This window comes from Arthrobacter sp. Z4-13, from assembly GCF_054792705.1.
The window spans coordinates 2,567,796-2,592,507 of record NZ_CP096459.1 but is presented as its reverse complement, the minus strand read 5'-3'; the positions used below and the strand labels follow the sequence as shown (position 1 = coordinate 2,592,507).

Genomic DNA, 24,712 nt, shown 5'->3' with positions numbered 1-24,712 from the left:
GTGGTTAGCTCTTGGGCCCGCCATCCGGACCATCAGCATCAGCATCCGGTCCACCAGCATGCGGTCCGCTGGATTCCTGCCCATCAGCATCCGGGGCGTCAGCAGGCTTACCGTCCTGCCCGCCGTCGGATTCTTCCGTTCCGCTGCTTGGGGCGTCGTCGAAGCCGCCGCTCAGCAACTTCTGCAGGGCGTCGTCCACCTCAGTGTCGCTGGCTTCCGCGAGTTTCCGGCGTCCGCTGAACCCGCGGGGATCGTCCAGGTCTTCGGCGGTGGGCAGCAGGTCGGGGTGGTGCCAGATCGCGTCACGGCCTTCAATGCCGCGTTCTTCCTTCAGGGTGGCCCACAGTGTGGCCGCATCCCGCAGCCGGCGGGGACGCAGTTCCAGGCCGACCAGCGAGGCGAACGCGTGCTCGGCCGGACCGCCGGTGGCACGGCGGCGGCGGACAGTTTCCCGAAGGGCACCAGCGGATGGCAGGACCTTCTCGGTGGCCGCAGCAGTGAGTTCGTCCACCCAGCCCTCCACCAGCGCGAGCGCTGTTTCCAGTTTCTCCAGGGCCTGATCCTGGGCAGGTGTCCGCTGAGGCATAAACACGCCCTGCGAAAGAGCTTCCTGGATCCCCTCGGGATTGCTGGGATCGAGATCCCGCGCGAGTTCCTCGATGCGGGAAGTATCAATGTGGATGCCCCGGGCGTAGGCCTCGATGGCGCCCAGCAGGTGGCCGCGCAGCCAGGGCACCTGGACAAAGAGGCGGGCGTGGGCAGCTTCGCGGACAGCGAGGAAGAGCCGGATGTCGTTCTCGGGCAGGGAAAGCCCTGCGCCGAAGGCGGCGACGTTGATGGGCAGCAGGGCCATCTCAAGGTCCGCGAGGGGCACGCCGATATCAGTAGAGCTCACCACGTCGGTGGACAGGGCGCCGATGGCCTGCCCAAGCTGCATGCCGAAGATCGCACCGCCCATGTTCTGGAGCATGGAGGAGGCTCCGCCCATCATGGACTTCATCTCCTCAGGCATCTGCTCTGTCATAGCGGATGAGAGCGCATTGGCGATGCTGTTCGCGACCGGCTCGGTCAGCCTCTTCCAGGTGCCAAGGGTGGCTTCCACCCACTCCGCACGGGACCACGCGCGGCCTATCAGGCCAGTAGCGGGAAGATCGGTGACGGGATCGAGCCACAGTTCGGCGAGCCGCAGGGCTTCGTCCACTTCGCGGGACTGCTGTGAGGTGACTGAGGGATCCGCACTGCCGGCTGCGACCCGCCGGGCGTTCTCATGGGCCAGCTGCCAGTTCACGGGACCCTCGGACGGTGCGCTCATCATGGCCTGGACCTGGGAGAACATCTGGGCCAGCAGGTTGGGGTCGTTGGGAAGGCCGGCAGCCTTGGCGAGTTCGGCGGGGTCGAAGTTCTCCATCCCCTGGCCGCCCATCAGGTTTTGCAGCATCTCTGTCAACGGGTCCTTGGGGGTGTCGTCGCCGTTGGACGGATTGAGTGGGTTGGAGGTCATGATCCCGCCGATCGTCGGTGTGACTGTTGATCAACCTTCACGGTACCCCGGTGGTGGTCGGCTGTCTGCCGCACCGCGTTACCGTTCGCTGTAGGCAAAGAACTCCGCCCCGGGCACCGCGTAGTGTTGGTTCAGTGACTACAACCCGTGGCGGCCACCCCTCTGAGGAACACGCTGCCGAACTTTCCCCCGGTACCCCGCACGGGGAACCAGACGGCTCTGATGCCGGCACGTCAGCTGACGCGGGCAACATCGAATCCGCAACGTTTCCGGCGGCTGGGACTGCGCCAGCTCAAGGCGGTCCGGCCCGCCGGGACAGGAAAGTATCGGCCATGATGGTGGCCGGAGTAGCTGCCCTGGGGCTCGGAATCGCTGTGGGCACCCTGCCGGTCCCATACGTCATTGAAACACCCGGCCCTACGTACAACACCCTGGGTCAGAGCCAGGGAAGCCCGGTGATCAGTGTCACCGGCCGGGAAACGTATCCGGCAGCGGGCAACCTCGACCTGACCACGGTGTATGTGAGCGGCGGCCCCAACAGCCCGGTGAGCATTATGGGCGTTTTCTCCGCCTGGCTCGACCGCTCAAAAGCCGTGTACCCGCAGGAATTGATTTACCCCACCGGCACCACCAAAAAAGAGGCCGAGGAACAGAGCTCGGTGGCCATGACCACTTCGCAGGAGAACGCTCTTGCCTCGGCCCTGAACGAGCTGGACATTCCCTTCGGGCAGCAGCTTCAGGCAGCAAACCTTTCTGAAGGTTCTGCCGCCGCCGGAAAAATTGAACCGGGGGACATACTCAAGACCATCAACGGCAAGGAAATTACTTCCCTCACTGTTATCCAGGAGGAACTGGCGGCGGGAAAGGGTGCGGCCGCCTCGGTGGTGGTGGAACGGGAGGGCCGGCAGGTCACGCACGAGATCACCCCGAAGGACAACGGTGAGGGGCGTTTCATCCTGGGTGTGATGCTCAAATACCTGTTCACCTTCCCCTTCGACGTGGAGATCTCGCTTGAGAAAGTAGGCGGGCCCAGCGCGGGGCTGATGTTCTCCCTCGGCATCATCGATACCGTCACTCCCGGGGATCTCACAGGAGGAAAACACCTGGCCGGTACGGGGACCATTACCCCTGACGGCGTAGTCGGGCCCATCGGCGGCATCGGGCAGAAGATGCTGGGTGCAAGGTCCGCGGGAGCCACCATGTTCCTCGCTCCCGCTGCCAATTGCGGGGAAGTAATGGGCCATATTCCTGACGGACTGCAGGTGGTCAAGGTGGAGAACCTCGCGGAGGCCCGGCGCGCCGTCGAGCTCGCCGGTTCCGGCGGGGACACATCCGGCCTCCCGGCGTGCACAACCAACTAGACTGGGCAGGAACTAAGCTTTACCGCCACTCGTGGCAATTAAGACGGACGAAACCAGCGTTTGACCGGTGAGTACGTCGCTCGCACGCACGCTTCGAATAATCTGACGACCAGCTATGAGGTACCGAGTTTGTCCCGTCCCGCCAGCACAATGTCCACAGGTAAACCCCCTTCAAGACGCGGGGCGCTCACGCCCACCCTGATCGTTGTTGCCCTGGTGGTTGTGGGCTTCATTTTCTTTGCCAACGTCTGGACCGATGTCCTCTGGTATCGGCAGCTCGGCTTTATAGAAGTGTTTATCACTGAGAACCTGGCCCGGATCGCGATCTTTGCCGCCGGCTTCGCCGTTATGTTCCTCGCGGTCTTTTTCGCCATCCGCATCGCCTACCAGTCCAGGCCGGTCTACGCCCCGGACTCGGAAATCCGCGACAACCTCAACCGCTACCAGGCACAGCTTGAACCTGTCCGCCGGGTAGTCATGGTGGGCTTGCCGGTCCTCTTCGGCCTCTTTGCCGGAAGTGCAGCAGCGAGCCAGTGGCAGAAGGTCCTGCTGTTCTTCAACCAGGAACAGTTTGGCAAGCAGGACCCTGAATTTGGCCTGGACATCAGCTTCTACCTCATGACGCTGCCGTTTTTGGGCTTCGTCACCGGTTTCCTGATCAGCGTGGTGGTAATTGCCGGCATTGCAGGCATCCTCACGCACTATCTCTACGGCAGTATCAGGCTGATGGAACGCGGTGTCTTCACCAGCCGTGCGGCACAGATCCACATCGCCGTCACCGGTGCCGGCTTCCTGGTGCTCCTGGGCATCAACTTCTGGCTGGACCGCTATTCGGCCGTGCAGAGCAACAACGGACGCTGGGCCGGTGCCCTCTACACGGACGTCAACGCCGTCATCCCCACGAAGTCCATCCTGGCGGTGGCTGCAGCGCTGGTCGCCATCCTCTTCATCGTCGCCGCGGTGATTGGCCGCTGGCGCCTCCCCGTCATCGGAACGGCCATGCTGGTCATCACTTCCATCCTGGCCGGCGGCGTCTACCCCTGGGTTATTCAGCAGTTCCAGGTCCGGCCCTCGGAAGAGACCCTGGAAAAGGAATTCATCCAGCGCAACATCGACAACACGCGTACGGCTTACGGACTGGATGCAATCCAGGTCAGCCGCTACGACGCCACCAATACCGCCAGCACCGGCGCTCTTGCGCCGGACGCCCAGACCACGGCGAACATCAGGCTGCTGGACCCGAACCTGATCTCGGACGCGTTCTCGCAGCTGGAACAGTACCGCCCGTACTACCAGTTCCCCGAAGCACTCAACGTGGACCGCTACGAGGTGGACGGCAAAATCCAGGACACCGTGATCGCCGTTCGCGAGCTCAACCCGACCAACGTGGCTACAAACCAGCAGGGCTGGCTCAACCAGCACGTTGTGTACACCCACGGCTACGGCGTGGTGGCGGCCAAGGGCAACAAGTTCACCGTGGACGGCAAGCCCGAGTTCCTGCAGTCTGGAATTCCCTCAACGGGTGTGCTGGGCGACGACTCGAGCTACGAGCCCCGGATTTACTTCGGCGAGTCCTCGCCGGACTACTCGATCGTGGGCGCACCTGACGGTGCCCCGGCACGTGAGCAGGACAGGCCCTCAGGTGAGGGCGAGACCCAGTACACCTTCGAAGGCAACGGCGGCCCGAACGTTGGCAGCTTCTTTAACAGGGTGCTCTACGCCATCAAGTTCCAGTCCTCGGACCTGCTGCTCTCGGACGGAGTGAACCCGGAGTCGCAGATCCTGTATGAGCGCAATCCCCGTGAGCGTGTGGAGAAGGTCGCTCCGTACCTGACGGTGGACGGCAACGCCTACCCGGCGGTGGTAGACGGCCGCGTCAAGTGGATTGTAGACGGCTACACCACCAGCCAGTACTACCCGTACTCGCAGCAGGAGCAGCTTTCGGACGCAACTGCCGATTCCCAGACCACGTCCGGCCGTGCTGTCGCGCTGCCCAACAGCACGGTCAACTACATCCGTAACTCCGTGAAGGCCACAGTTGACGCCTACGACGGTTCAGTCACCCTGTACGCCTGGGACGACAAGGATCCGCTGCTGAAGTCCTGGCAGAAGGTGTTCCCCACGTCGCTGAAGCCGATCTCGGAAATGTCCGGCGCTGTCATGAGCCACGTCCGGTACCCGGAGGACCTGTTCAAGGTCCAGCGCCAGCTGCTGGGGGAGTACCACGTAACGGACCCGTCCAGCTTCTACCAAACGAAGGATGCCTGGAGCGTGCCCAACGATCCCACCGTGGATACAAACGCAGACGTCAAGCAGCCGCCGTTCTACATGTCGCTGCAGATGCCGGACCAGGACAAGCCCGCCTTCCAGCTGACGTCATCGTTCATTCCGCAGATCGTCAACGGAAATGCACGCAACGTGCTCTACGGCTTCCTGTCCGCCGACTCGGATGCCGGCAACCAGGCGGGCGTGAAGGCCGAGAGTTACGGCAAGCTGCGGCTCCTGCAGATCCCGCCGGAGATCCAGGTCCCCGGTCCCGGCCAGGCGCAAAACAAGTTCAACTCCGATCCCACCGTTTCGCAGGCCCTGAACCTGCTCCGCCAAGGTGCTTCAGACGTTTTGAACGGCAACCTGCTCACGCTACCCGTGGGTGGCGGCATCCTCTACGTCCAGCCGGTCTACCTCAAGTCCACCGGTGAGACGTCCTACCCCACATTGCAGCGCGTCCTGGTGGCCTTCGGCGACAAGGTCGGCTTCGCCCCAACCCTCGATGAAGCGCTGAAACAGCTCTTCGGCGGTGACTCTGGGGCTGCTGCCGGCGACTCGGACAATAACGGCCAGACGCCGGCGGGTCCCGCCGCCCCGGCCAGCCCAGGGGGAGCGGATGCCAAGGCAGATCTGAAGACGGCCCTGGACGAGGCCAACGCCGCCATCCAGGCCGGCCAGGCTGCGCTGGCCGCCGGTGACTTCGCAGCCTACGGCGAGGCGCAGAAACGCCTTGCGGCTGCCCTCCAGAAGGCAGTGGAGGCGGAGGGCAAGATCCCGGCCCCCGCTCCCGGGGCAACTCCGGCGCCGGCGTCCACAGGGACGCCTGAAGCTGCGCCTTCGCCCAGTAGCTGATCACCAGGCAGCTGATCACGACGACGGCACTTGGCGCCCGTTCCATCCGGAGCGGGTGCCAAGCCGGCGAGACGGAGATCACGCCCCCGGGATTTGGCCTGGTGTTCACCGGCCGGTAAAGTAGTTCTTGCGACGCGGGGTGGAGCAGTTCGGTAGCTCGCTGGGCTCATAACCCAGAGGTCACAGGTTCAAATCCTGTCCCCGCAACTGACAGAGGTCCCGGATACTGGAAACAGTGTCCGGGACTTTTTGGTTTAAGCATCCAGCCGCGTGCCTGCGCCAGTCGGGGAGGGCCCGGAATCCGGCCTGGATTCGGGCCGTGTAAAAACCAGCCGCGAAAGTAGGGTAGTGTTGTTTCAGCGACGCGGGGTGGAGCAGTTCGGTAGCTCGCTGGGCTCATAACCCAGAGGTCACAGGTTCAAATCCTGTCCCCGCAACTATGAGAAGGCCCCGACCGGCAGACAAGCCGGGCGGGGTCTTCTTTTTCCTTGAATGCCGGTAGTTCCTAGTATTCTCTTTCGCAGAGCCTCACAGATTGTGAGCACACCGCCAGTCATTCTCGAGAGGAATGTTGCTCGATGTCCACACCCACGAAAAAGCCCGGCACTGCCGCGGGCAAGCGGTCCCGGCTCTACTGGGGTGTCCCCGCGGTCCTCGCCGCGGTGGTCCTCGTGGTGTTGATCGCCAAGTGGCTGATGGGACTGCCCGCCGTCGCTTCCTTCGTAGCTGACTATCCGGGCCATTCCGAGTTGCCGGCGGAAGCCCCGGTGGGATTCCCCGCCTGGCTTGCGTGGCAGCACTTCCTGAATGCTTTCTTCCTGCTGCTGATTATCCGGACCGGGTGGCAGGTCCGGACCACCACACGCCCCAGCGGCCACTGGACCCGCAACAACAAGGGATTCATCAAGACCAAGAACCCGCCCACCAAGATCAGCCTTGAACTGTGGTTCCACCTCGCCTTGGACGCCCTCTGGATCTTCAACGGACTGGTGTTCACGGTGCTGCTGTTCGCCACGGGACAATGGATGCGGATCGTCCCCACCAGCTGGGACGTGTTCCCCAACGCGCTCTCAGCGGCCCTTCAGTACGCCTCCCTGAACTGGCCCACCGAGAACGGCTGGGTGAACTACAACGCCCTCCAGCTGCTCTCCTACTTCGTCACAGTCTTCATCGCGGCGCCCCTGGCCTTCATCACGGGTCTGCGCATGTCTTCGGCCTGGCCCAAAAAAGCCGCCGGCCTCAACAAGGCCTACCCCATCGAATGGGCCAGGGCTGTCCATTTCCCGGTGATGATCTACTTCGTTGCCTTCATCGTGGTGCACGTCTTCCTGGTGCTCGCTACCGGGGCCCTGCGCAACCTCAACCACATGTACGGCGTGCGGGACGACGACAGCTGGTTCGGGTTCTGGATCTTCCTCGCCTCGGTAGTGGTGATGGTTGCGGCCTGGTTCCTTGCCCGCCCCATCTTCCTTCGCCCGATAGCGTCCCTGATGGGCAAGGTCAGCCGGTAGTCCGCGGCAAACTGACGGCACCCGCTGGAGGCCTCTAGTCCTTGAGCCTGCTGTAGGTCTCCAGAGCCCGCTCGCGCGACTCGGACAGCCCAACCAGCGGTTCTGGGTACCCCGTTACATCGCCGGCTTTCCACGGCTCGTGGATGGCCTTGCCGTCGAGGCCGGCAAGCTCGGGGACGAACTGGCGCAGGTAGTTTCCGGCTGAGTCGAATTTCCTGCTCTGAGTCACCGGGTTGAAAATGCGGAAGTAGGGGGACGCATCCGCTCCGGAACCGGCCACCCACTGCCAGTTCGCGGGGTTGCTGGCAGCGTCCGCGTCAACGAGGGTGTCCCAGAACCACTGCTCGCCAATGCGCCAGTCAGCCAGGAGATTCTTGACCAGGAAGGAAGCGGCAGCCATCCGCACGCGGTTGTGCATCCAGCCTGTCTGCCATAACTGCCGCATCCCGGCGTCAACGAGAGGGTAGCCGGTGCGGCCCTGCTGCCAGGCCTTCAGCTCGCCGGTGCTGAGCGGCTGCCACTCGAAGCGGTCAAACTCCGGCCGGTAATTGCGGGTGGCCAGCTTCGGGTTGGTGTACAGGAGGTGCCAGCAGAACTCCCGCCAGCCGAGTTCCGAACGGAAGATTCCGACGTCGGCCGGTACTTGGCGCGGGAACCGCTGCCGGATCTCCCGCCATACCCTGAACGGGCTGATCTCCCCGAAGCGCAGGTGCGGGGACAGGCGGCTGGTTCCTTCCACCCCCGGCACGTTGCGGCCCGTACCGTAGTGCTCGGCCGGTCCGTCCAGGAAGTCTTCCAGGCGGCGCCGGGCACCGTCCTCTCCTGGTTCCCACGTGTCGGCAAGACCGCCGCTCCAGTCGGGGGAGTGCGGCAGGAGGTTCCAGCTTTCGAGGTCTTCGCCCGAAGGGCGCGCCCCTCCTTTGCCTGGGGCAGGCGAAGGAAGCTGATGCGGTGCTTCATGAGGCTCGCGGATATCGCCCCTGGCATAGCAGGCCCGCCAAAAGGGTGTGAACACTTTGTAGGGTCCGCCGGCGCCGGTGGAAATGGTCCAGGGCTCGAACAGGAGGTTTGCCTGGTAGCTGGACCCGTGAAGGCCTTTCCCGTCCGCCCACGTTTTCACGGCGGCATCCACCGTGCGCTCCGGCAGTCCGTATCGCCGGTTCCAGAACAGGTGGGCAGCATCCGTCTCGGACACCACATCCTGGATGACAGCTGCCGCCGGCCCGCGGCGAAGTAGGAGGCGCGAACCTGCGTTCTCCAATGCGGCGGCCAGCGCGGCAAGGGAATGGTGGAGCCACCATCGGGTTGCTCCACCCAAGGGCCGGATCTCCGCTGACTCCTCGTCCAGTATGAAGACGACGGTCATGGGCAGGCCCAGCGCTGCCGCTTCGGTCAGTGCAGGGTTATCGTCCAGGCGGAGATCGTCGCGCAGCCAGACGACGGAAGTTGCATCGGAAGAAGCCATGCCACCACGCTACACACAAGGGCATAAGCAAGGCCGGGGTGGTGGCCCCGGCCTTGCTTACCCTAGGGGAGACGCCCCCGTCAACCGTCAGAGCTTGTCGAAGTCAGCTTCATTCACCGTGGATTCGGAGGCTGCTGAGCCGTCGGCGCCCGCGCCGATGGCCGGCTTTGCCGTACCGCCGGATTTCAATGCAGCAAGGCGTGCCTCGATTTCCACCTGCTCTCCAAGGTCCTCAAGCTGGTTGAACTGCGCATCCAGGCTGGACTCGGTAAGTTCCTGCTGCCCGCGGACCTTGGCTTCTTCGCGGCGGATCTTTTCTTCGAAGCGGCCCACTTCGCTGGTGGGGTCCATAAAGTCGATGCTCTTGATGGCGTCATGCACCTGCGACTGAGCAGCCGCGGTCTTGGAGCGGGCAACCAGTTCGTTGCGCTTGCTGGTCAGCTGGTTAAGCTTGCCCTTCATCTGGTCCAGGCCGGTCTTTAGCTTGTCCACCACCTCGCGCTGGGAAGCGATGCTTGGTTCCGCGCCCTTGGCCTCATTCTCGGCCGACATCTGCCGCTGGAGGGCCACCTTGGCCAGGTTGTCAAACTTCTGGGCATCAACCGTATTGCCGCTGGCGCGGTATTCGTCCGCCTTGCGTGAGGCGGCAAGGGCCTTGTTGCCCCAGTCGCGGGAGTTCTTGACGTCCTCGTTGTAGTCGTCCTCGAGCATGCGGAGGTTGCCAATGGTCTGCGCAACGGCGGACTCCGCCTCGGCAATGTTGTTGGTGTAGTCGCGGACCATCTGGTCCAGCATCTTCTGTGGATCCTCAGCGTTGTCCAGCAGAGTGTTGATGTTCGCCTTGGCCAGCTGTGCGATGCGGCCGAAAATGGACTGTTTAACCATGGTGTTACCTTTCGTACTGCTCTTTGGTGAGCACTGAAATCACTGAACAGTTGTGGTGGTGCATCTATCCGTTAGCCGGGGTTTGTTCAGGCGCGGGCTTGATCTCCCAGGTACTAGAAGTCGCCGCCGCCGCCGGAGTCTCCGCCCCAGCCGCCCATGTCGCCGCCACCGCCGAAATCGCCGCCGCCCCAGCCGCCGCCGTCGCTGTGGCCGCCGCCCCAACCGCCGCCACCGCCGCCGTTGAGGATGGAGTTAATCAGGATGCCGCCGAGGATCGCGCCGCCAAGTCCGCCGCCACCACCTCCGCCGAACATGCCGCCGCGGCCGTAACCCTGGTTGGCGTAGCCGTCAAAGTGGTCAACATCGGCCTGCGCCAGCTGGGCTGCCTGGGCAGCCAAAGCGTGGGCCTGCTGGGCGTAGGTCAACGCAGTAACGGGATCGGTGCGCGCGATGGACAGCGCGTAATCCAGGTTCCGCTGCGACTCCGCGAGACGGGTGCGGGCCTCTGTTCCCACACCGCCGCGCCGGGCTGTGATGTAGTCGGAGGTGGCGCTGATCTGGGCCTGGGCAGACATGATGGTCTGCTGCAGTGATGCCTGGGCCCGGCGCGCCTGTTCCTGCTGGTCCCTGACACCGCTGAGCGCCTGGTCGAGCGACTGATGGGCGGTCTCTACCCGCTGCAGCGTGGCAATGGGGTCGATCTTTCCGCCCTGGATTTCAGCCTTGACCTGGGCCAGGGCAGCTTCCACTGCGGCCACCGGGCCTGCAAGCTCCTGGTGCGTGCCGGATTGGATCATGGCCCGTGCCTGGGCAAGGTCCTGGGACGTGTCCACTACTGCCGCTTCGAGGCCGCTGCGGGCCTCGTCCAGGCTCGACGAGCGCTTTGAGATCGCATCGAGGAGTACGTTCGTCTGGTGCAGGCTCTCTTCCGCTGCGCGGACAGCTACGGCGGCGAGGCTTCCTTCGCCCTCACCCAGTTTCTGCTCTGCGGTGGCTGAAGCGTTCTGAACGAAGGCCAGCCGCTCCTTCGCCTGCAGGATGTTGTCCGAGACCTGTGCCAGCGCGCTCTCCGCATACTTGCCGCGAAGTGTGGTGAGGGACTGCTCGGCGCTGATAATTTTGGCGTCTGCTTCGCGGGCTCCGGTGTTGACGGCTGCCAGTGCGCGCGGGGCGTTCTTTTCCAGTTCGCGGAGGGAATCGAAGTCCGTCTTCTGCTCCTGGAGCGACCCAAGTGCCGCTTCAGAACGGCGGATGATTTCGCCCAGCCAGGAACGCTGCTGCTCTTCGGTGTCCGGAATGTGGTCGTCCAGCTGCTGCTGCAGCTTGAATGATTCCGTCATGTGGCCCTTGGCTTCGTCGAGTGCCTTGGTGAAGTTGCCGACGGCGGAATCGCCATACTGTGCCTGGGCGAACATCAGTTCCTGCTCGCTGGACTTGATGGCGTCGTCCGCCTCGATGAGGAGGGAGCCACTCTTGCGGCGCAGCTCTTCGATGGTGTGTGAGGCCAGCGGATCAACTTCGGCACCCTGCGGACCGTAGCTCGCGCTGGACGCCTGAGTGGCAGCCTTCTTGCGCTTGTTGCGGAAGTACAGGTAGGCACCGGCACCACCGGCAGCCACAACCCCCGTTCCCACCAGGACGGCTGCGCCGGCGCTCCCATCGGAGGGGACGTTGCCGCTGCCACCGCCGGCAGCATCACCAATTGCGGCTGCAGCATTAGTGGCAGCCTGGGCGTAGTTGTCATTCGCCAGCTGCGGGCCGATGGCTTTGCTCTTGATGTTTTCGATTTGGGCGTTGGTGATCTTGCTGCCGCCCTTATTCAGGACGTACTGCCTGGAATCGGTGGCCACTGCAAAAATCAGGGCATTGGAACCAAGACTGGCCTTTTCGGCCACCTCGTCCGTCCAGGCCTCCCGATCGGTCGGGTTTTCGAACCTCTTGACGGTAACGACATGAAGCACCATGGCGTGGTCGGTGCCGAGCTTCTTGATGGCCTCCTGCACTTCGCCCTTCTGGGAACCCAGGACTCCGGCTGAATCCACAATCTTCGTTGCGGGATCCAAGGTGACCGGCGGTTCAGCCCAAGCAGCGCCGGCGGGCACCGCCAGCAGGCCGGTAAGGCCGATCACGGCGAGAATACGTATGAACTTTGACCGCATGTGCAACCCTTCAGCACGCCTGACACCGATTCGGGACGAACCGGTCGTCTCAGAATGCAGCAGCGCCCCCACGCATGTGTGTAGCCGCAGGTCGCTGTGGCAATCATCTTGATTCTATGGTGCACCCCACAGGCAGTCCATCAAGCCGAATATGCCACCAGCGAAACGGCCTTGGAACTGCGGAAACGGACGCCGGGAAAGCCTTCAGCAAGCTCTCAGCAAACATCCGAGCTTGATACAGGGAGGGAGTCCATAGTTAATACAGACGAGGATGAAAGGAAGTCCCATGACTGAGAACCAAACCCCCGGCGCCTCTCCCGAGAGCGGCGGCCCGGACCGTAAGGATCCCTGGCAGCAGCACCCCGCCCCTGCCGGGAACAGTGCCGGCGAGGTTCGGGATGCAGATGACTCGGCAGCCTCAGGCCCCGCGGCGGCCGCGGCCAACGAAGAGCCCGGTGCACGCCAGTACCCCACTGAACGGCTGGATCAGCCTCAGCAGGGGGAGAACCCCACCCAGGAACTTCCCGGCGCGCGCCCGGCGTACCCGCAGCGCCAGCCGTATACCCAGCGCCAGCCCTTCTACGGGCAGTCCGCTTCCAATCAGAACACTTCGGGTCAGCCCATGCACCATGAACCCCACGGGTTCCAGCCTCACTATGGCACTTACGGCCAAGGCCAGCACAACGCCCAGCACACGGCCCCCGGCGGTTATGCAGGTTTGGCTCCAAACCCTAAGGACGCTCCGCGAAGGAAGGCCTCTTTCGGCGTCGGCACCCTGGTGGCCAGCATCCTCGCGGCGGGCCTGGTGGGCGGGGGAGTGGCGACCGTTAGTGCCAATGAGTTCTTTGACAATTCCGGTTCTGCAGCCGCGACCAGCAGCAACAGCCAACCCGGAACCGTCATCGTAAATAACCAGGAGAACGTGAACGCCATAACGGCGGCCGCAGTGAAGGCATCACCCAGCGTGGTGACCATCAGCGCTTCAAGCGGCAGCGCCGGCGGTACAGGTTCGGGCATCATCCTGGACGACCAGGGCCACGTCCTCACCAACACCCACGTCGTTACGCTCGATGGCCAATCCGCCAACGCAGCGCTCGAAGTCCGGACCAGCGATGGCCGGGTGCTCACCGCCAAGCTGGTGGGCACCGATCCCTTGTCAGACCTTGCCGTCATCAAGGTGGATAACGCCTCAGGCCTTACGCCTGCAACCCTTGGCGACTCCGGGAAGCTCAACGTGGGGGACACCGCCATTGCCATCGGCTCGCCGCTGGGCCTGACGGGCACCGTGACTGACGGAATCGTCTCAACACTCAATAGGACCATCAGCGTTGCCTCGGCCGCGGCTCCCGAGGAGGGAGACAACGCGGAGGGCGACGACGAGGGCGGGTTCCAGTTTGCCCCTCCGGGCGGCGGCCAGAGCCAGCAGACTACGGCCCAGAACGACATCTCCATCAACGTGATCCAGACCGATGCTGCCATCAACCCCGGCAACTCCGGCGGTGCCCTGGTGAACAGCAGCGGCGAGATCATCGGGGTCAACGTGGCCATCGCCTCGGCCGGGTCGAACTCACTGTCCTCCTCGAGCGGCAACATCGGTGTGGGCTTCAGCATCCCCATCAACCACGCCAAGCGGGTTGCACAGGAGATCATCGACACCGGAAAGGCATCGCATGGGCAGTTGGGCGTCAGCGTCAAAAAGAAGTCTGCCTCGAGTAACGATTCCGGGTTCTCGGTAGGCGCTGAGGTAGCCACCCTTGAGCCCGATTCGGCTGCTGCGAAAGCCGGAATCAAGGTGGGCGACGTGATCACCAAGTTCAACGACCTCGCCATTGGTGAACCGGAGCAGTTGACGGCCGCAGTCCGGGAACAGTCCGCCGGTTCCGAGGTCAGGATCACTGTTCTGCGCGGCGGTGCGGAACAGACCCTGGACGTCACCCTCGGCGCCGCAGCCAGCTAGCAACTGGCATCACGCCCAAGCCAAAGGGTCCAAAGAATGTTCGACGGCGGCGTCCCCACTTCGGCGGGGACGCCGCCGTCGTCATAAGCAACACCAGCGGGAAGCCGACGACCCAGGCGGCTGACACAGGCGTTAACGGAAGTCGCCTCACGGGTGCGCCTATATGGTTAGCTAGGACCTACCCGTATGCCGGGCATTCCGCGGCCATGACCTTACCCGGCTGGCTGTCCACACGCATGGAAGGCTGCTGTCGATACAGTGGAGAAGACATTGAAAATCATCGTCCTGGTCAAGCATGTACCGGACGCCCAGTTCGACCGCCACCTCAATGGGGAGGGCTATACAACGGACCGTGACGAAAGCATCCTGTCCGAGCTTGACGAATATGCGTTGGAGGCGGCACTGCAGCTCGCCGAGGCGCGCGGCGGCAGCAAGGCAGGCAACCAGGTCATCGCCCTCAGCATGGGTCCCGCCGGTGCGGTCAACTCCGTCAAAAAGTCGCTTCAGATGGGAGCCACCGAGGGCGTGCACCTGACCGATGCGGCCTTGGCAGGCTCGGACGCGGCGGCCACGTCACTGGCGCTTTCGGCCGCTGTCCGGTACCTGGGCCAGGACGCGCCGGTGGACCTGATCATCACCGGCATGGCCTCCACCGACGGCGAAACCTCCCTGGTGCCGGCGCAGCTGGCCGAACGCCTTGGCCTTCCGCAGGTCACGTTCGCCTCCTCGCTGGACGTGGACGGCGGACGGCTTGTCGCCCGCCGTGATGCGGACACAAGCTCGGAAACCGTAGAGGCAGCCCTCCCCGCGCTGGTGTCCGTCACGGACCAGATCAACGAGCCGCGGTACCCCAACTTCAAGGGCATCATCGCCGCCAAGCGCAAGACCATCACCACCCTGTCCCTCGCTGACATCGGCGTGGATCCTGCCCAGGTGGGGCATACAGGTTCCTGGACCACTGTGGCCAACGCCGAGGAGCGGCCGCCGCGCACCGCCGGCACCATCATCACCGACGAAGGCGACGCCGGCATCAAGCTGGTTGACTTCCTTGCTGCCCAGAAGCTGCTCTAAGAGGGAACACCGACATGGCAAAAGTACTTGTTTTTATTGACAACCCCGGCAACGGGCTCAAGAAAAGCAGCCTCGAGCTGCTGACCCTGGCACGTTCCCTTGGGGAAAGCGTTGTTGCCCTCAACGGCGAACTGCACAACGAGGTAACAGCCGCCTTTGGCGAGTACGGCGTCAGCGCTGTCCTCCGCCCCTCAGTGCAGGACCTGGACGACTACCTGGTGGCACCCAAGGCCGCGTACCTTGCGGCCGCAGCCCAAAGCACCGGAGCCACCGTTGTGCTGCTCGACAATTCCCCGGAGGGCAAGGAAGTTGCCGCCCGCCTGGGAATCCGCCTCAACGCCGGAGTCATTACCGACGTCGTTGGCGTGGACACTGACGGAACTGCCCACAAGTCCGTCCTCGCGGGCTCGTACAACACGGCGTGCAAAACCACCACGCCCGTGTCCGTGCTGACCCTCAAAGCCAACAACGTGACCCCGGAGCCGGCTGCCGCACCCAGCGCCCCGGAAACCGTCACTGTGGACGTTCCCGTTGGAAGCACTGATGCCGCGGCCCGGATCACCGCGCGGGAGCAGAAGGTTGCCAGCGGCCGGCCGGACCTGACCGATGCCCGCATCGTGGTGGCCGGTGGACGTGGCCTCGACGGCGACTTCGGACCCGTGGAGGAACTGGCAGACGCACTGGGAGCAGCCGTGGGAGCCTCGCGCGCAGCGACCGACGCCGGCTGGATCAGCCACGACGCCCAGGTGGGGCAGACCGGCAAGACCGTTTCGCCGCAGCTGTACATCTCGGCGGGCATCTCCGGTGCCATCCAGCAAAAGGCCGGCATGCAAACGGCAAAGGTGATCGTCGCGGTGAACAAGGACGCCGAATCACCCGTGTTCGAGATCGCGGACTTCGGCATCGTCGGAGATCTCTTCGATGTCCTCCCGCAGGCCACGGCAGAGATCAAGAAGCGAAAAGGCTGATTATTGGCTGCCTTCGCTGCGCAGGCAGAGAGCCCGTTCAACCCGGCCACGGACCGGATTGGGCGGGTCCTCTGTTTTGCGGCCCACCCGGACGACATCGACTTCGGTGCAGCCGGCACCATCGCGGCCTGGACGGCGTCAGGTGTACAGGTCAGCTACTGCATCATGACCGACGGCGACGCGGGCGGTTTTGATCCCGCGCACCGGGCGGACATCATTGCCATGCGTGACGCCGAGCAGCGCCGCGCCGCAGAACTGGTCGGTGTTTCCGATATCCATTACCTCCATCAGCGCGATGGCTACCTCGAACCCTCGCATGAGGTGATGGCGGGGGTGGTAAAGCTCATCCGCGAACTGCGTCCCGACGTCGTGCTTGCCATGCATCCGGAACGGAACTGGCGGCGGATCCAGAAAAGCCACCCGGACCACCTCGCGGTGGGGGAGGCCGTGACGCGCGCCGTCTATCCGGCGGTGGAGAATCCGTTTGCCTATCCCGAACTCGCCGAGATCGGGCTGGAGGCGTACAAGCTTCCGTGGCTCTGGCTGTACGCGGGGCCGGACGAAAGGGAAAACCACTTCGTTGATGTCACCGCGCACGTGGAGGCCAAGCTCGAGGCCATCCATGTCCATGTCAGCCAGCACCCGGACGTCGAGGCCATGGAAGCAGCAGTGCGGCAGGGCATGCACGCCAATGCTGCACGGGCCGGGCTTCCCGCAGGGCACAGCGCTGAGGCTTTCCACGTAGTTGCTGTCAACGGGCCCGGAACCATCGCCGGTTTCTAGGCGGCCGGCCGGACATACAAAGGCGCCCCGCGGCTTTCCTTCCGGAAGGCCGCGGGGCGCGCCTTTTTTGATGCTCTTTTAGGCCAGTGCTACGCGTCCAAGGCGGCGGCAGCGACGGTGGGCAGGGTGGGGGACTCGGATCCGCCGACCGGCTCCACAGTGATTCCCAGTGCGGCGGCAGAGGAAATGCCCTCCACTACTGCAGGTTTGGACAGTGCCTCCGCGTCCATCAGGCCTTGTGAGACGGGTGCTGAACCGTCCTTGGGAATGAGCCACATCTGGTAAACCTTGCCTTCAGGCGGAGCAGGAACGTCTTTCATCCTGACCACCGCGGCGTCCTCGGACGAGGAGATCTGGACGGTGGCAGTGCCGCCGCCGGCCACATTCACCGAGGCTTCCCGCAGGTCTCCTGCCCGGACCACCTGGTTGAGGGGGTCGTTCCGGTCCGCAAGGTAGGACCCTACCCCCACGCCGCCCAAAGCTATCGCTGCAGCCGCCGCGATTCCGGCCAGCCAGCGGCGGGCCCCTGCAGGTCGGCGTCGTTCCTCCCGGCGCTGCCGGGCCCTGGCGACTTCGTCACCCGAACCCGTCGCGTCAGAGGCCGCGGAGTTGGCGGACGGAGCGGTTACGCCGGAAGGATCCCGGCCCGCGTCCCAGGCCGGCGGTTGAGCGGGCAACTGGGCGACGATCCGGTCGAAAAGGCCAGACGGCGGTTCTTCCTCCGCCTTGAACGTCCGTGTCAGCGTTTCCCTGGCTTGGCGGACACGTTCGTAAAAGGAATCCCGTTCCGCTGCCGGTGCCGTTGAAATGTACTCCTCGATGGTCCGGCGTTCCTCGTCCGTCACTGCATCCAGCGCATACAGCTCGGCCAGGTCAACGGCCCGGCCGGCGGCGAGGTCAGCGGAGACGGTGTCGCCAAAGGCACCCGGACGGCCGCTGCGTCCACTATTCATTTCGGTCATTTCAACTCACCCCCAGGCAGGTTTTCAAGCGAATCAGTCCGTCGCGGATGCGGGACTTTATGGTGGGAACTGCGGCGTTCAGGCGTTCTGCGACTTCACGGTAGGTCAGGCCGCCGTAGTAGGCGAGGCGGACGGATTCCTGTTGCGTCTCGGTCAGCGTGCCAAGACACCGGACCACGGCCTCCGCTTCGAGCCTGCTGCCCACTTCATCCGACACGCTGTCGTGGTCGATGTCCTGGGTGCTGGCACCATAACGGGCTTCCCGGTCGGTGGCCGACTGTGCCGACCGGACCTTGTCCACTGCACGACGGTGCGAGATGGTCATGAGCCAGGAGAGCGGGCTGCCGGCGGCCCTGTCGAATTTCGCCGCGTTTTGCCAGACCTGCAGGAATACTTCCTGCGTGGTGTCCTCGCTGAGCTCGGCGTCGATGAGGACTCTGCGCGCCATGCCGTAGACGCGGCGGGAGGTCAGCTGGTAAAACTCAGCGAATGCTGCACGGTCGCCCTGGGCTATCTGTTCAAGCAGCGCAGCGAGGCGGTGGCTGATGTCGGGCGGCGTGTCTGTCACCGTGGCCGGAGCCTCGGAATGAGGCGCGTTGGGAGTTTCCATCACTACCAAGCATAAGTCTCCAGGGGAAGAATCCTCAGCCGTCCCACCGGGGCTGCGGTGGGCTGTCCTGAAATCTGCCCGGAGAAGTGTCACCTGCCGCTCCTTGGTCGCTGTGGATTGTTCTCAGGAGTGATTCGGTGCAGCAGCGAGTGCGGATGGGCCCGGCCCGGAAGTGTTCTGGCGGGTCGTTTCACCGGTGCCGCCGGCAGGGCCGCCGCTCGAAGCAGGGGCGTCCGGCGTCAGATCCGCGCGCCCGCGAAGCCCTGCTGGCGCCACGCCTCGTACACGGCGATGGAGGCGGCGTTGGCAAGGTTGAGCGAGCGCAGCGCGGGCAGCATGGGCAGCCGTACGGTGGAGGTGACGTGCGGATCCGTTTTCAGTTCCGGCGGCAGGCCCACCGATTCCCGGCCGAACATCAGGACGTCGCCGGGCTGGTAGGCGATGTCCGTGTAGCTGGCACTTCCGTCAGAGGTGAACGCATAAACGCGTTCCGGCTGGAGGTGCTGCCAGGCCTCTTCCATGCTCCCGTGCACGGTGACGACGGCGAGGTCGTGGTAATCGAGGCCGGCCCGGCGGAGTTTCGCATCCGAGAAGTCGAAGCCCAGGGGCTCCACCAGATGCAGCTCGGCGCCGGTGATGGCTGCCAGGCGGATGGCGTTGCCGGTATTGCCGGGAATTTCGGGGGCATGGAAGAGGATGCGGAACACGCTCCCATCCTAGTCAAACCCGTCAGTGCATACCGCGCAGCAACCTGGCCAGTACCGGAACGTTGACCGTGTTGGGGGCCGGGCCGGAGGCGAGGAAATCCTTCAAGCCCCGGACCATTCCGGCCGCGTTGACGATCCTGACGGTCTCCAGGGCACCGGCCGAGCGCCGGTGCTGGTCTATCACCGGCTCGTGCAGGTTCCCGCCCGGGCTGTGCACCACCGTCCAGCCGGTGACGTTCAGTTCAGGAAAAATGTCCTGCATGGCCCGTACAACGTGGGCCAGCTGCGGTGGGGCCACGGAGCGTGCCCCGTGGTTGAGGGTCCGGCCGTCCCAGGCATATGCGCCCTTGGGCAAAAGCATGGAGCTGATCAGCGCCAGCCGGTAGCCGGACAGTACCGCGTGGTCGATGTGGCTGTTGTCCGCCGGTGACTGGAGCCCGTTGATGAGACGCGCCGCGGGGATGGCGGGCAGCACCTGGCGGGTCAGCAGCTGGACGGTGCGCATCTCCCGCTGGATCCGTGCTTCGGCCCCGAAGATCCCCCGTTTTCGCGGCATCCCGTGAACCTGCTGGCTGGCGTCAGCTAGTGGGATCAGGGGGACCACGCCGTCGGCCGCGGAACCGTAAGGCGGAACGTAGACCGGAGGGTCCCCGGCAGTGTTGCGGGTGCCGCCGGTCCTGTGCACGGTTGCCGAAGCCCTGCTGCCTGCCGGCGGCGCGTCAAAGTGCGGCTCCGAATCCGGCTTCTCCCCGGCAGTGCCGGCCGCGTAGGAGCGGTCGTAGGCCTTCCTGCGTTGTGGATCGATAAGTGTTTCGTAGGCGCGGGTCACCCGGCGGAAAGCGGCGGCGTCCCCGCCATGGTCCGGGTGGGCGGTGCGGGCAGCCCGCCGGTAGGCCACCTTGATCTCCTTCTCGCTGGCGGTGACTGCCACGCGAAGCACCTGATAGTGGGAGCTGCTCTCGGTCAAGCACTCATCCTTCTGTTGATATGGCCAGTCCGCGGGGGCAGCCCTGTGGGGCCAGCTTATCTGCCTTTGCCCTGACAACGATCGTGCCGGCGCCCAGGGTTCCCGGCACGCGGGTTGTCCGGGCAGGCGGCGTTTAGACTCGTAGCGGATGACGGCCGCCAGGGCCGCAGGGAACGTAGTGGAGTGGACATGAGGGAGCCGACGACGGCGGGACGGGCCCGCAGGGTCCGGCCGGGAACAGTGCCGCTGATGGCTGCCGTGCTCGCCGCCGCGGTTACCGGGGGCTGCAGCGTTGGCGTTCCCGACCCAGCCGCCCCGGAACCCGTGGAAAGCGCTCCTGTCCTGGCCACACCCACGATCACTCCGGGCCATGACGCGGAGGCCGTGGCCGCGCAGGACCTGCCCTTCGCGTCCGGCGGCATCCTTGCCCGCGGAGTGCCGGTGGGAATCTCGGACGGATTAAAGGGCGCGCCCGGTTGGAAGATGGTGAAGGACGATGTCGCCGGCGAAAGCCAGTATCTCAAGGCCGATGGCTGCCTGGTGGCCGCGAAGGTCCGGACCAGCCAGTCGGTGCTGGCCCGCGGTGACGACCGCGAGTCCACTGTCGCCCTCTTTCAATACCTGGATCCGACCATCCAGCAGGACTACCTGAAAGCCGGCACGATGCGGTGGGGAGGGGACGATGCCTCCCCGGGCCGCACGGTTGAGGTGCTGGTTTTGGAACAGGCTGCGGGGGCCGGAGGCAGGGCTACAGCGGTGCTGGCCAGGCTTTTTGGCACGGCGGAATCATCGGTCTACGTTTCCGTGTCGTGTCCCGATCCAGCGTCCCTGGCCGCGGCCCGCGCTGACGTGGGCAGGTTCCTGCCGGTCCTGCCGCCTTCGGACTAACTCCGGGAGGGCCTGGCAGTCCGGCGGGAGAGCCGGTTGAGGGCCAGGGCACCTACCAGCAGTCCAAAGTCACGCAGTGCCACGTCGAAGAAGGCTCCTAGCAGCAACAGGTTGATGATGATTCCGAACAGCCAGGCTGCCACCAGGAGTGACCCGAACCGGGGACGGACCGCTACGGCGATGCCGGCAAGAACCTCCACAACCCCGACGGCGTACATCAAGGTTTGGGCGGGCAGCGGCACCAGGGCGGTGGCTTGCGGTGCGAGGTAGACGGTCCAGTCGGCCAGGATGTTGGTGAATTTATCCAGTCCGAAAATGATGGGCGCGACGGTGAAGACGGTCCGCAGCAACAGGAACGCCTGCCTGGCCGGTTCCATGCTTGTGGTGCCGCTGGTACGCAATTCTGATGTGGTTTTCACAACATGCTCCTTCTAAAAGTAGGTTCTGCTATTTTAGAGCCCGGGGGGTCTATAATCAATGCATCTTGACTTTGGATCGGTGGGCAAATGAGCAGACTTTCCTGGGCGAACAGGATGGCGGCACTCGCCTCCCTTGGCGATGAAAAGCGCCGGCAGCTCTTCGAGCTTGTCGCGGCTTCCCCTGGAGCTGTAGGCCGGGATGAGGTTGCCGCTGCTACCGCCATTCCGAGAAGTACCGTCTCCTTCCACCTGGACCGGCTGGTGCAGGACGGCCTGCTTGCGGTTGAGTTCCACAAGCCGCCGGGGAAGTCGGGTCCGGGCTCGGGCCGCCCCGCTAAGATGTACCGTCCTGTTGCAGGCGAGATCGGTGCGTCAGTACCGGACCGGAACTACGACCTCGCCGGTGAACTGATGGCCGCAGCGATTGAACGGTCCACCATCGAAGGCGAGCCCGTGGCCGATTCATTGCCTGCGGAGTCATTCCGGAAGGGCTGCTCCCTCGCTGAAACGGCGGAAACCCTGGAGGACTTCCTGATGCAGGCGGGCTACCGCCCGGAGCCGGATGGTGACGGCGGTTTCCTCCTGACGAACTGCCCTTTCCACCGTCTTTCGGACAAGCATCCGGGCGTGGTCTGCACCATGAACGGTGCGTTCCTCCGGGGCGCCGCAACGCGCTTCGACGCTTCCGCCGACCGCGTCGCGCCTGCAGACCTTCCCGGCCACTGCTGTGCCCGGATCACGCCGCCGGCCTGAGCGCTGCTAAAGCCGGGCCCAGGAGCCAGGCGGGCAGGGCGGCTAGAATTGCAGGGTGCCCGTTTACCTCGACCATGCAGCCACCACGCCTCTTTCTCCTGAGGCATTGGCTGTCCTGACGCGTGAATTAGCCCGCACCGGCAACCCGTCCTCCCTCCATGGCTCCGGCCGCAGGGCCCGCCGCGCCGTGGAAGATGCGCGCGAAGCCCTCGCCGCAGCGGCGGGCGCTCATCCTTCCGAGGTGATTTTCACTTCCGGCGGCACCGAAGCGGACAACCTTGCGGTCAAGGGACTGTACTGGTCCCGGGCGGGTGAGAACCCCGCCCGGCGGCGCGTCCTGTGTTCCGCCGTCGAACACCACGCAGTGATGGACACCGTGGAGTGGCTGGAACGGCACGAAGGCGCAGAGGTCACCTGGCTGCCGGTGGACGCCGACGGGGTGGTGGATGCTGCCTTCCTGGAAGCTGAACTTTCCCGTGACCCGGACACCATCGCCCTGGTGACGGTGATGTGGGCCAACAACGAGGTGGGTACCATCCAGCCCATCGCGCGCGTCGTGGAACTGGCCCATGCCGCCGGTGTTCCAGTCCACTCCGACGCCGTCCAGGCCTTCGGATCGCTGCCCGTTGACTTCAAAGCCTCGGGCCTGGATGCCATGTCCATCTCGGGTCACAAGATCGGCGGACCGGTAGGGGTGGGCGCGCTGCTGTTGGGAAGGTCGGTGAAACTCACTCCGGTCCAGCACGGCGGAGGCCAGGAGCGCGATGTCCGCTCCGGCACCCTGGACACTGCCTCGATCGCCGCCTTCGCGGCGGCGGCCGAGTCTGCCGTCACGCACCTCGGCCCGGAATCCGCCCGGATTGCAGCCCTTCGCGACCGCCTGATCGACGGCGTCCGGGAGCGGGTGCCGGAAGCAGTCCTGCGCGGGGCAGTCGGGGATGGCCGGCTCCCGGGCAATGCGCACTTCACCTTCCCGGGCTGCGAGGGGGACTCCCTGTTGTTCCTCCTGGATTTGGCAGGTGTGGAATCGTCAACAGGGTCCGCCTGTACCGCGGGAGTGCCGCGCCCCTCTCATGTGCTGCTCGCCATGGGGCTGGATGAGGAAACGGCGCGCGGGGCCCAGCGCTTCACCTTGGGGCACTCCTCCATGGATGGGGATGTGGATGCGCTGCTGGCCGCGCTTCCCGGTGCCTGCTTGCGGGCGCGGCAGGCAGGAATGGCCGGCCACGAGTCCTCCATCCAAACGGCCGGCACCGTGGCCCGCCATGGTTTGGGCACCCGCTGACAGTGCTTCCGCTGCAGGCCGTAGAATAGGTAGGCGATGATCGTATCCGGAGGCTGCTGACTCCCTGGCAGCCCTCTCAGTCAGCACCGGTCCGCAGCACCGGCCAGGAGCCGGAAAGACCCCCAACAGGAAGCCACTATGCGAGTTCTAGCAGCCATGAGCGGCGGAGTTGATTCCGCCGTCGCCGCCGCCCGCGCCGTCGAGGCGGGACACGACGTCGTCGGAGTCCACTTGGCGCTGTCCCGCATGCCCGGCACGTTGCGCACCGGAAGCCGGGGCTGCTGCACCATTGAGGACTCGCGTGACGCGTGGCGCGCCTGCGACGTCCTGGGCATTCCCTACTATGTGTGGGACTTTTCCGAGCGCTTCAAAGAGGACGTTGTCCAGGACTTCATCGACGAGTACGCCGCCGGCCGCACACCCAACCCGTGTATGCGCTGCAACGAGCGGATAAAGTTCGCCGCACTGCTGGAAAAGGCGATAGCCCTCGGCTTCGACGCGGTCTGCACCGGACACTATGCCAAGGTCATCGAGGACGCCGACGGCAACCGCGAACTTCACCGTGCCGCCGACTGGGCCAAGGACCAGAGCTACGTCCTGGGCGTCCTGACCCATGAGCAGCTCAAGCACTCCATGTTCCCGCTGGCTGAGACACCGTCAAAGGCTGAGGTGCGTGCAGAGGCCGAGCGGCGCGGCCTGTCGGTGGCCAACAAGCCCGACAGCCACGACATCTGCTTTATCCCCGACGGCGACACCGCCGGCTGGCTGGCCGAAAAAATCGACATGTCCACAGGCGACATTGTGGACGAATCAGGTACGAAGGTGGGGGAGCACCCCGGCGCCAACGCCTTTACCGTGGGCCAGCGCCGCGGCCTCAAACTGGGGACTCCCGCAGCTGACGGCAAGCCACGGTTCGTCCTTGAGATCCGGCCCAAGGAGAACAAGGTGGTGGTGGGTCCGGAGGCCCTGCTGGCTATCGACGAAATCCGGGGCATCAAGGTGTCCTGGGCAGGACTGCCCATCGCCGAGGTGGAGACTGGCGCGGAGTTCGACTGCTACGCCCAGGTCCGCGCGCACGGCGACCCCGTCCCCGCGACCGCGCACATGGAATTTTCCGAAGAAGGCAACGGTGCTGCCGGTGGCCAGTTGGTGGTCAGGCTGACCGACCCCTTGCGCGGCGTTGCCCCGGGCCAGACCGTGGTCCTCTACCAAGGCAGCAGGGTGCTGGGTCAGGCAACCATCGACGCCGCCCGCTCCCTCCAGCGCGCCGAGCTCTAGACCCAAGTTTCCCAACGCCGCCCCGGTTCCGCCGGGGCGGCGTTCTTCGTTGTGCGCTGCAA

At 64.7% G+C, this 24,712-nt stretch carries 20 protein-coding genes and 2 tRNA genes; 13 read left to right on the top strand and 9 right to left on the bottom strand.

Translation table 11 applies throughout. From position 1 onward, the window contains the following. Positions 1 to 4: 4 nt before the first annotated feature. The gene (locus M1E07_RS13680; protein ID WP_461187211.1) at positions 5 to 1,501 is read right to left on the bottom strand and encodes a zinc-dependent metalloprotease; all 1,497 of its coding nucleotides are present in this window, start codon (positions 1,499 to 1,501) and stop codon (positions 5 to 7) included. A gap of 134 nt (positions 1,502 to 1,635) precedes the next feature. On the opposite strand from M1E07_RS13680, the gene M1E07_RS13675 reads away from it, so the two are divergent. From M1E07_RS13675 to M1E07_RS13655, 5 genes are all read left to right on the top strand, one after another. Further along, positions 1,636 to 2,862, top strand: a complete 1,227-nt coding sequence (locus tag M1E07_RS13675) for a YlbL family protein (protein ID WP_461187210.1) — start codon at positions 1,636 to 1,638, stop codon at positions 2,860 to 2,862. Positions 2,863 to 3,012: 150 nt separating this feature from the next. Further along, a complete protein-coding gene (locus tag M1E07_RS13670; protein ID WP_461187209.1) occupies positions 3,013 to 5,982 on the top strand; it encodes a UPF0182 family membrane protein in 2,970 nt (989 codons plus the stop codon). A gap of 133 nt (positions 5,983 to 6,115) precedes the next feature. Further along, positions 6,116 to 6,189 (top strand) — tRNA-Met (locus tag M1E07_RS13665). A 156-nt stretch (positions 6,190 to 6,345) separates the two neighbouring features. Continuing rightward, positions 6,346 to 6,419, top strand: a tRNA-Met gene (locus M1E07_RS13660). A gap of 141 nt (positions 6,420 to 6,560) precedes the next feature. Continuing rightward, positions 6,561 to 7,493, top strand: coding sequence for a cytochrome b/b6 domain-containing protein (locus tag M1E07_RS13655; protein ID WP_461187208.1), 933 nt, complete (start codon positions 6,561 to 6,563; stop codon positions 7,491 to 7,493). 34 nt (positions 7,494 to 7,527) lie between these two features. On the opposite strand, the gene M1E07_RS13650 is transcribed toward M1E07_RS13655, so the two are convergent. The 3 genes from M1E07_RS13650 to M1E07_RS13640 form a co-directional block, all read right to left on the bottom strand. Continuing rightward, the gene (locus M1E07_RS13650) at positions 7,528 to 8,958 is read right to left on the bottom strand and encodes a cryptochrome/photolyase family protein (protein ID WP_461187207.1); all 1,431 of its coding nucleotides are present in this window, start codon (positions 8,956 to 8,958) and stop codon (positions 7,528 to 7,530) included. An 87-nt stretch (positions 8,959 to 9,045) separates the two neighbouring features. Beyond that, complete coding sequence (locus M1E07_RS13645) at positions 9,046 to 9,843, bottom strand: PspA/IM30 family protein (protein ID WP_461187206.1); 798 nt, start codon at positions 9,841 to 9,843, stop codon at positions 9,046 to 9,048. 113 nt (positions 9,844 to 9,956) lie between these two features. Then, a complete protein-coding gene (locus M1E07_RS13640) occupies positions 9,957 to 12,002 on the bottom strand; it encodes a TPM domain-containing protein (protein ID WP_461187205.1) in 2,046 nt (681 codons plus the stop codon). Between the two features lie 286 nt (positions 12,003 to 12,288). Here M1E07_RS13640 and M1E07_RS13635 point away from each other — a divergent pair, with 286 nt between their 5' ends. From M1E07_RS13635 to M1E07_RS13620, 4 genes are all read left to right on the top strand, one after another. Next, positions 12,289 to 13,959: a S1C family serine protease gene (locus M1E07_RS13635; RefSeq protein ID WP_461187204.1), complete on the top strand. Its 1,671-nt coding sequence runs from the start codon at positions 12,289 to 12,291 to the stop codon at positions 13,957 to 13,959. 270 nt (positions 13,960 to 14,229) lie between these two features. Beyond that, positions 14,230 to 15,030, top strand: coding sequence for an electron transfer flavoprotein subunit beta/FixA family protein (locus M1E07_RS13630; RefSeq protein WP_461190402.1), 801 nt, complete (start codon positions 14,230 to 14,232; stop codon positions 15,028 to 15,030). A 14-nt stretch (positions 15,031 to 15,044) separates the two neighbouring features. Further along, positions 15,045 to 15,998, top strand: a complete 954-nt coding sequence (locus M1E07_RS13625; RefSeq protein ID WP_461187203.1) for an electron transfer flavoprotein subunit alpha/FixB family protein — start codon at positions 15,045 to 15,047, stop codon at positions 15,996 to 15,998. A gap of 3 nt (positions 15,999 to 16,001) precedes the next feature. Then, positions 16,002 to 16,781, top strand: a complete 780-nt coding sequence (locus tag M1E07_RS13620) for a PIG-L deacetylase family protein (RefSeq protein ID WP_461187202.1) — start codon at positions 16,002 to 16,004, stop codon at positions 16,779 to 16,781. Between the two features lie 89 nt (positions 16,782 to 16,870). Here the strand turns inward: M1E07_RS13620 and M1E07_RS13615 are convergent, their stop codons facing one another. The 4 genes from M1E07_RS13615 to M1E07_RS13600 form a co-directional block, all read right to left on the bottom strand. After that, positions 16,871 to 17,743 carry an anti-sigma factor gene (locus M1E07_RS13615; RefSeq protein WP_461187201.1) on the bottom strand — a complete coding sequence of 291 codons (873 nt, stop codon included), beginning with the start codon at positions 17,741 to 17,743 and terminating at the stop codon, positions 16,871 to 16,873. A gap of 1 nt (position 17,744) precedes the next feature. Continuing rightward, positions 17,745 to 18,353, bottom strand: a complete 609-nt coding sequence (gene sigK, locus M1E07_RS13610; RefSeq protein ID WP_461187200.1) for an ECF RNA polymerase sigma factor SigK — start codon at positions 18,351 to 18,353, stop codon at positions 17,745 to 17,747. A 239-nt stretch (positions 18,354 to 18,592) separates the two neighbouring features. Then, positions 18,593 to 19,060, bottom strand: a complete 468-nt coding sequence (locus M1E07_RS13605) for a tRNA (cytidine(34)-2'-O)-methyltransferase (protein WP_461187199.1) — start codon at positions 19,058 to 19,060, stop codon at positions 18,593 to 18,595. Positions 19,061 to 19,082: 22 nt separating this feature from the next. Continuing rightward, positions 19,083 to 20,027 carry a J domain-containing protein gene (locus M1E07_RS13600; RefSeq protein WP_461187198.1) on the bottom strand — a complete coding sequence of 315 codons (945 nt, stop codon included), beginning with the start codon at positions 20,025 to 20,027 and terminating at the stop codon, positions 19,083 to 19,085. 189 nt (positions 20,028 to 20,216) lie between these two features. On the opposite strand from M1E07_RS13600, the gene M1E07_RS13595 reads away from it, so the two are divergent. Continuing rightward, positions 20,217 to 20,915, top strand: a complete 699-nt coding sequence (locus M1E07_RS13595; protein ID WP_461187197.1) for a hypothetical protein — start codon at positions 20,217 to 20,219, stop codon at positions 20,913 to 20,915. On the opposite strand, the gene M1E07_RS13590 is transcribed toward M1E07_RS13595, so the two are convergent. Next, positions 20,912 to 21,292 carry a hypothetical protein gene (locus M1E07_RS13590; protein ID WP_461190401.1) on the bottom strand — a complete coding sequence of 127 codons (381 nt, stop codon included), beginning with the start codon at positions 21,290 to 21,292 and terminating at the stop codon, positions 20,912 to 20,914. The genes M1E07_RS13595 and M1E07_RS13590 overlap by 4 nt on opposite strands. Positions 21,293 to 21,421: 129 nt before the next feature. Here M1E07_RS13590 and M1E07_RS13585 point away from each other — a divergent pair, with 129 nt between their 5' ends. The 3 genes from M1E07_RS13585 to mnmA all read left to right on the top strand — a co-directional run bounded on the left by M1E07_RS13585 (position 21,422) and on the right by mnmA (position 24,650). Beyond that, positions 21,422 to 22,087, top strand: coding sequence for a helix-turn-helix transcriptional regulator (locus tag M1E07_RS13585; RefSeq protein WP_461187196.1), 666 nt, complete (start codon positions 21,422 to 21,424; stop codon positions 22,085 to 22,087). A gap of 55 nt (positions 22,088 to 22,142) precedes the next feature. Beyond that, entirely contained in the window at positions 22,143 to 23,372 is a 1,230-nt protein-coding gene (locus M1E07_RS13580; RefSeq protein WP_461187195.1) for a cysteine desulfurase family protein, read from the top strand. A gap of 138 nt (positions 23,373 to 23,510) precedes the next feature. After that, positions 23,511 to 24,650, top strand: coding sequence for a tRNA 2-thiouridine(34) synthase MnmA (gene mnmA, locus M1E07_RS13575; protein ID WP_461187194.1), 1,140 nt, complete (start codon positions 23,511 to 23,513; stop codon positions 24,648 to 24,650). Positions 24,651 to 24,712 lie beyond the last annotated feature (62 nt).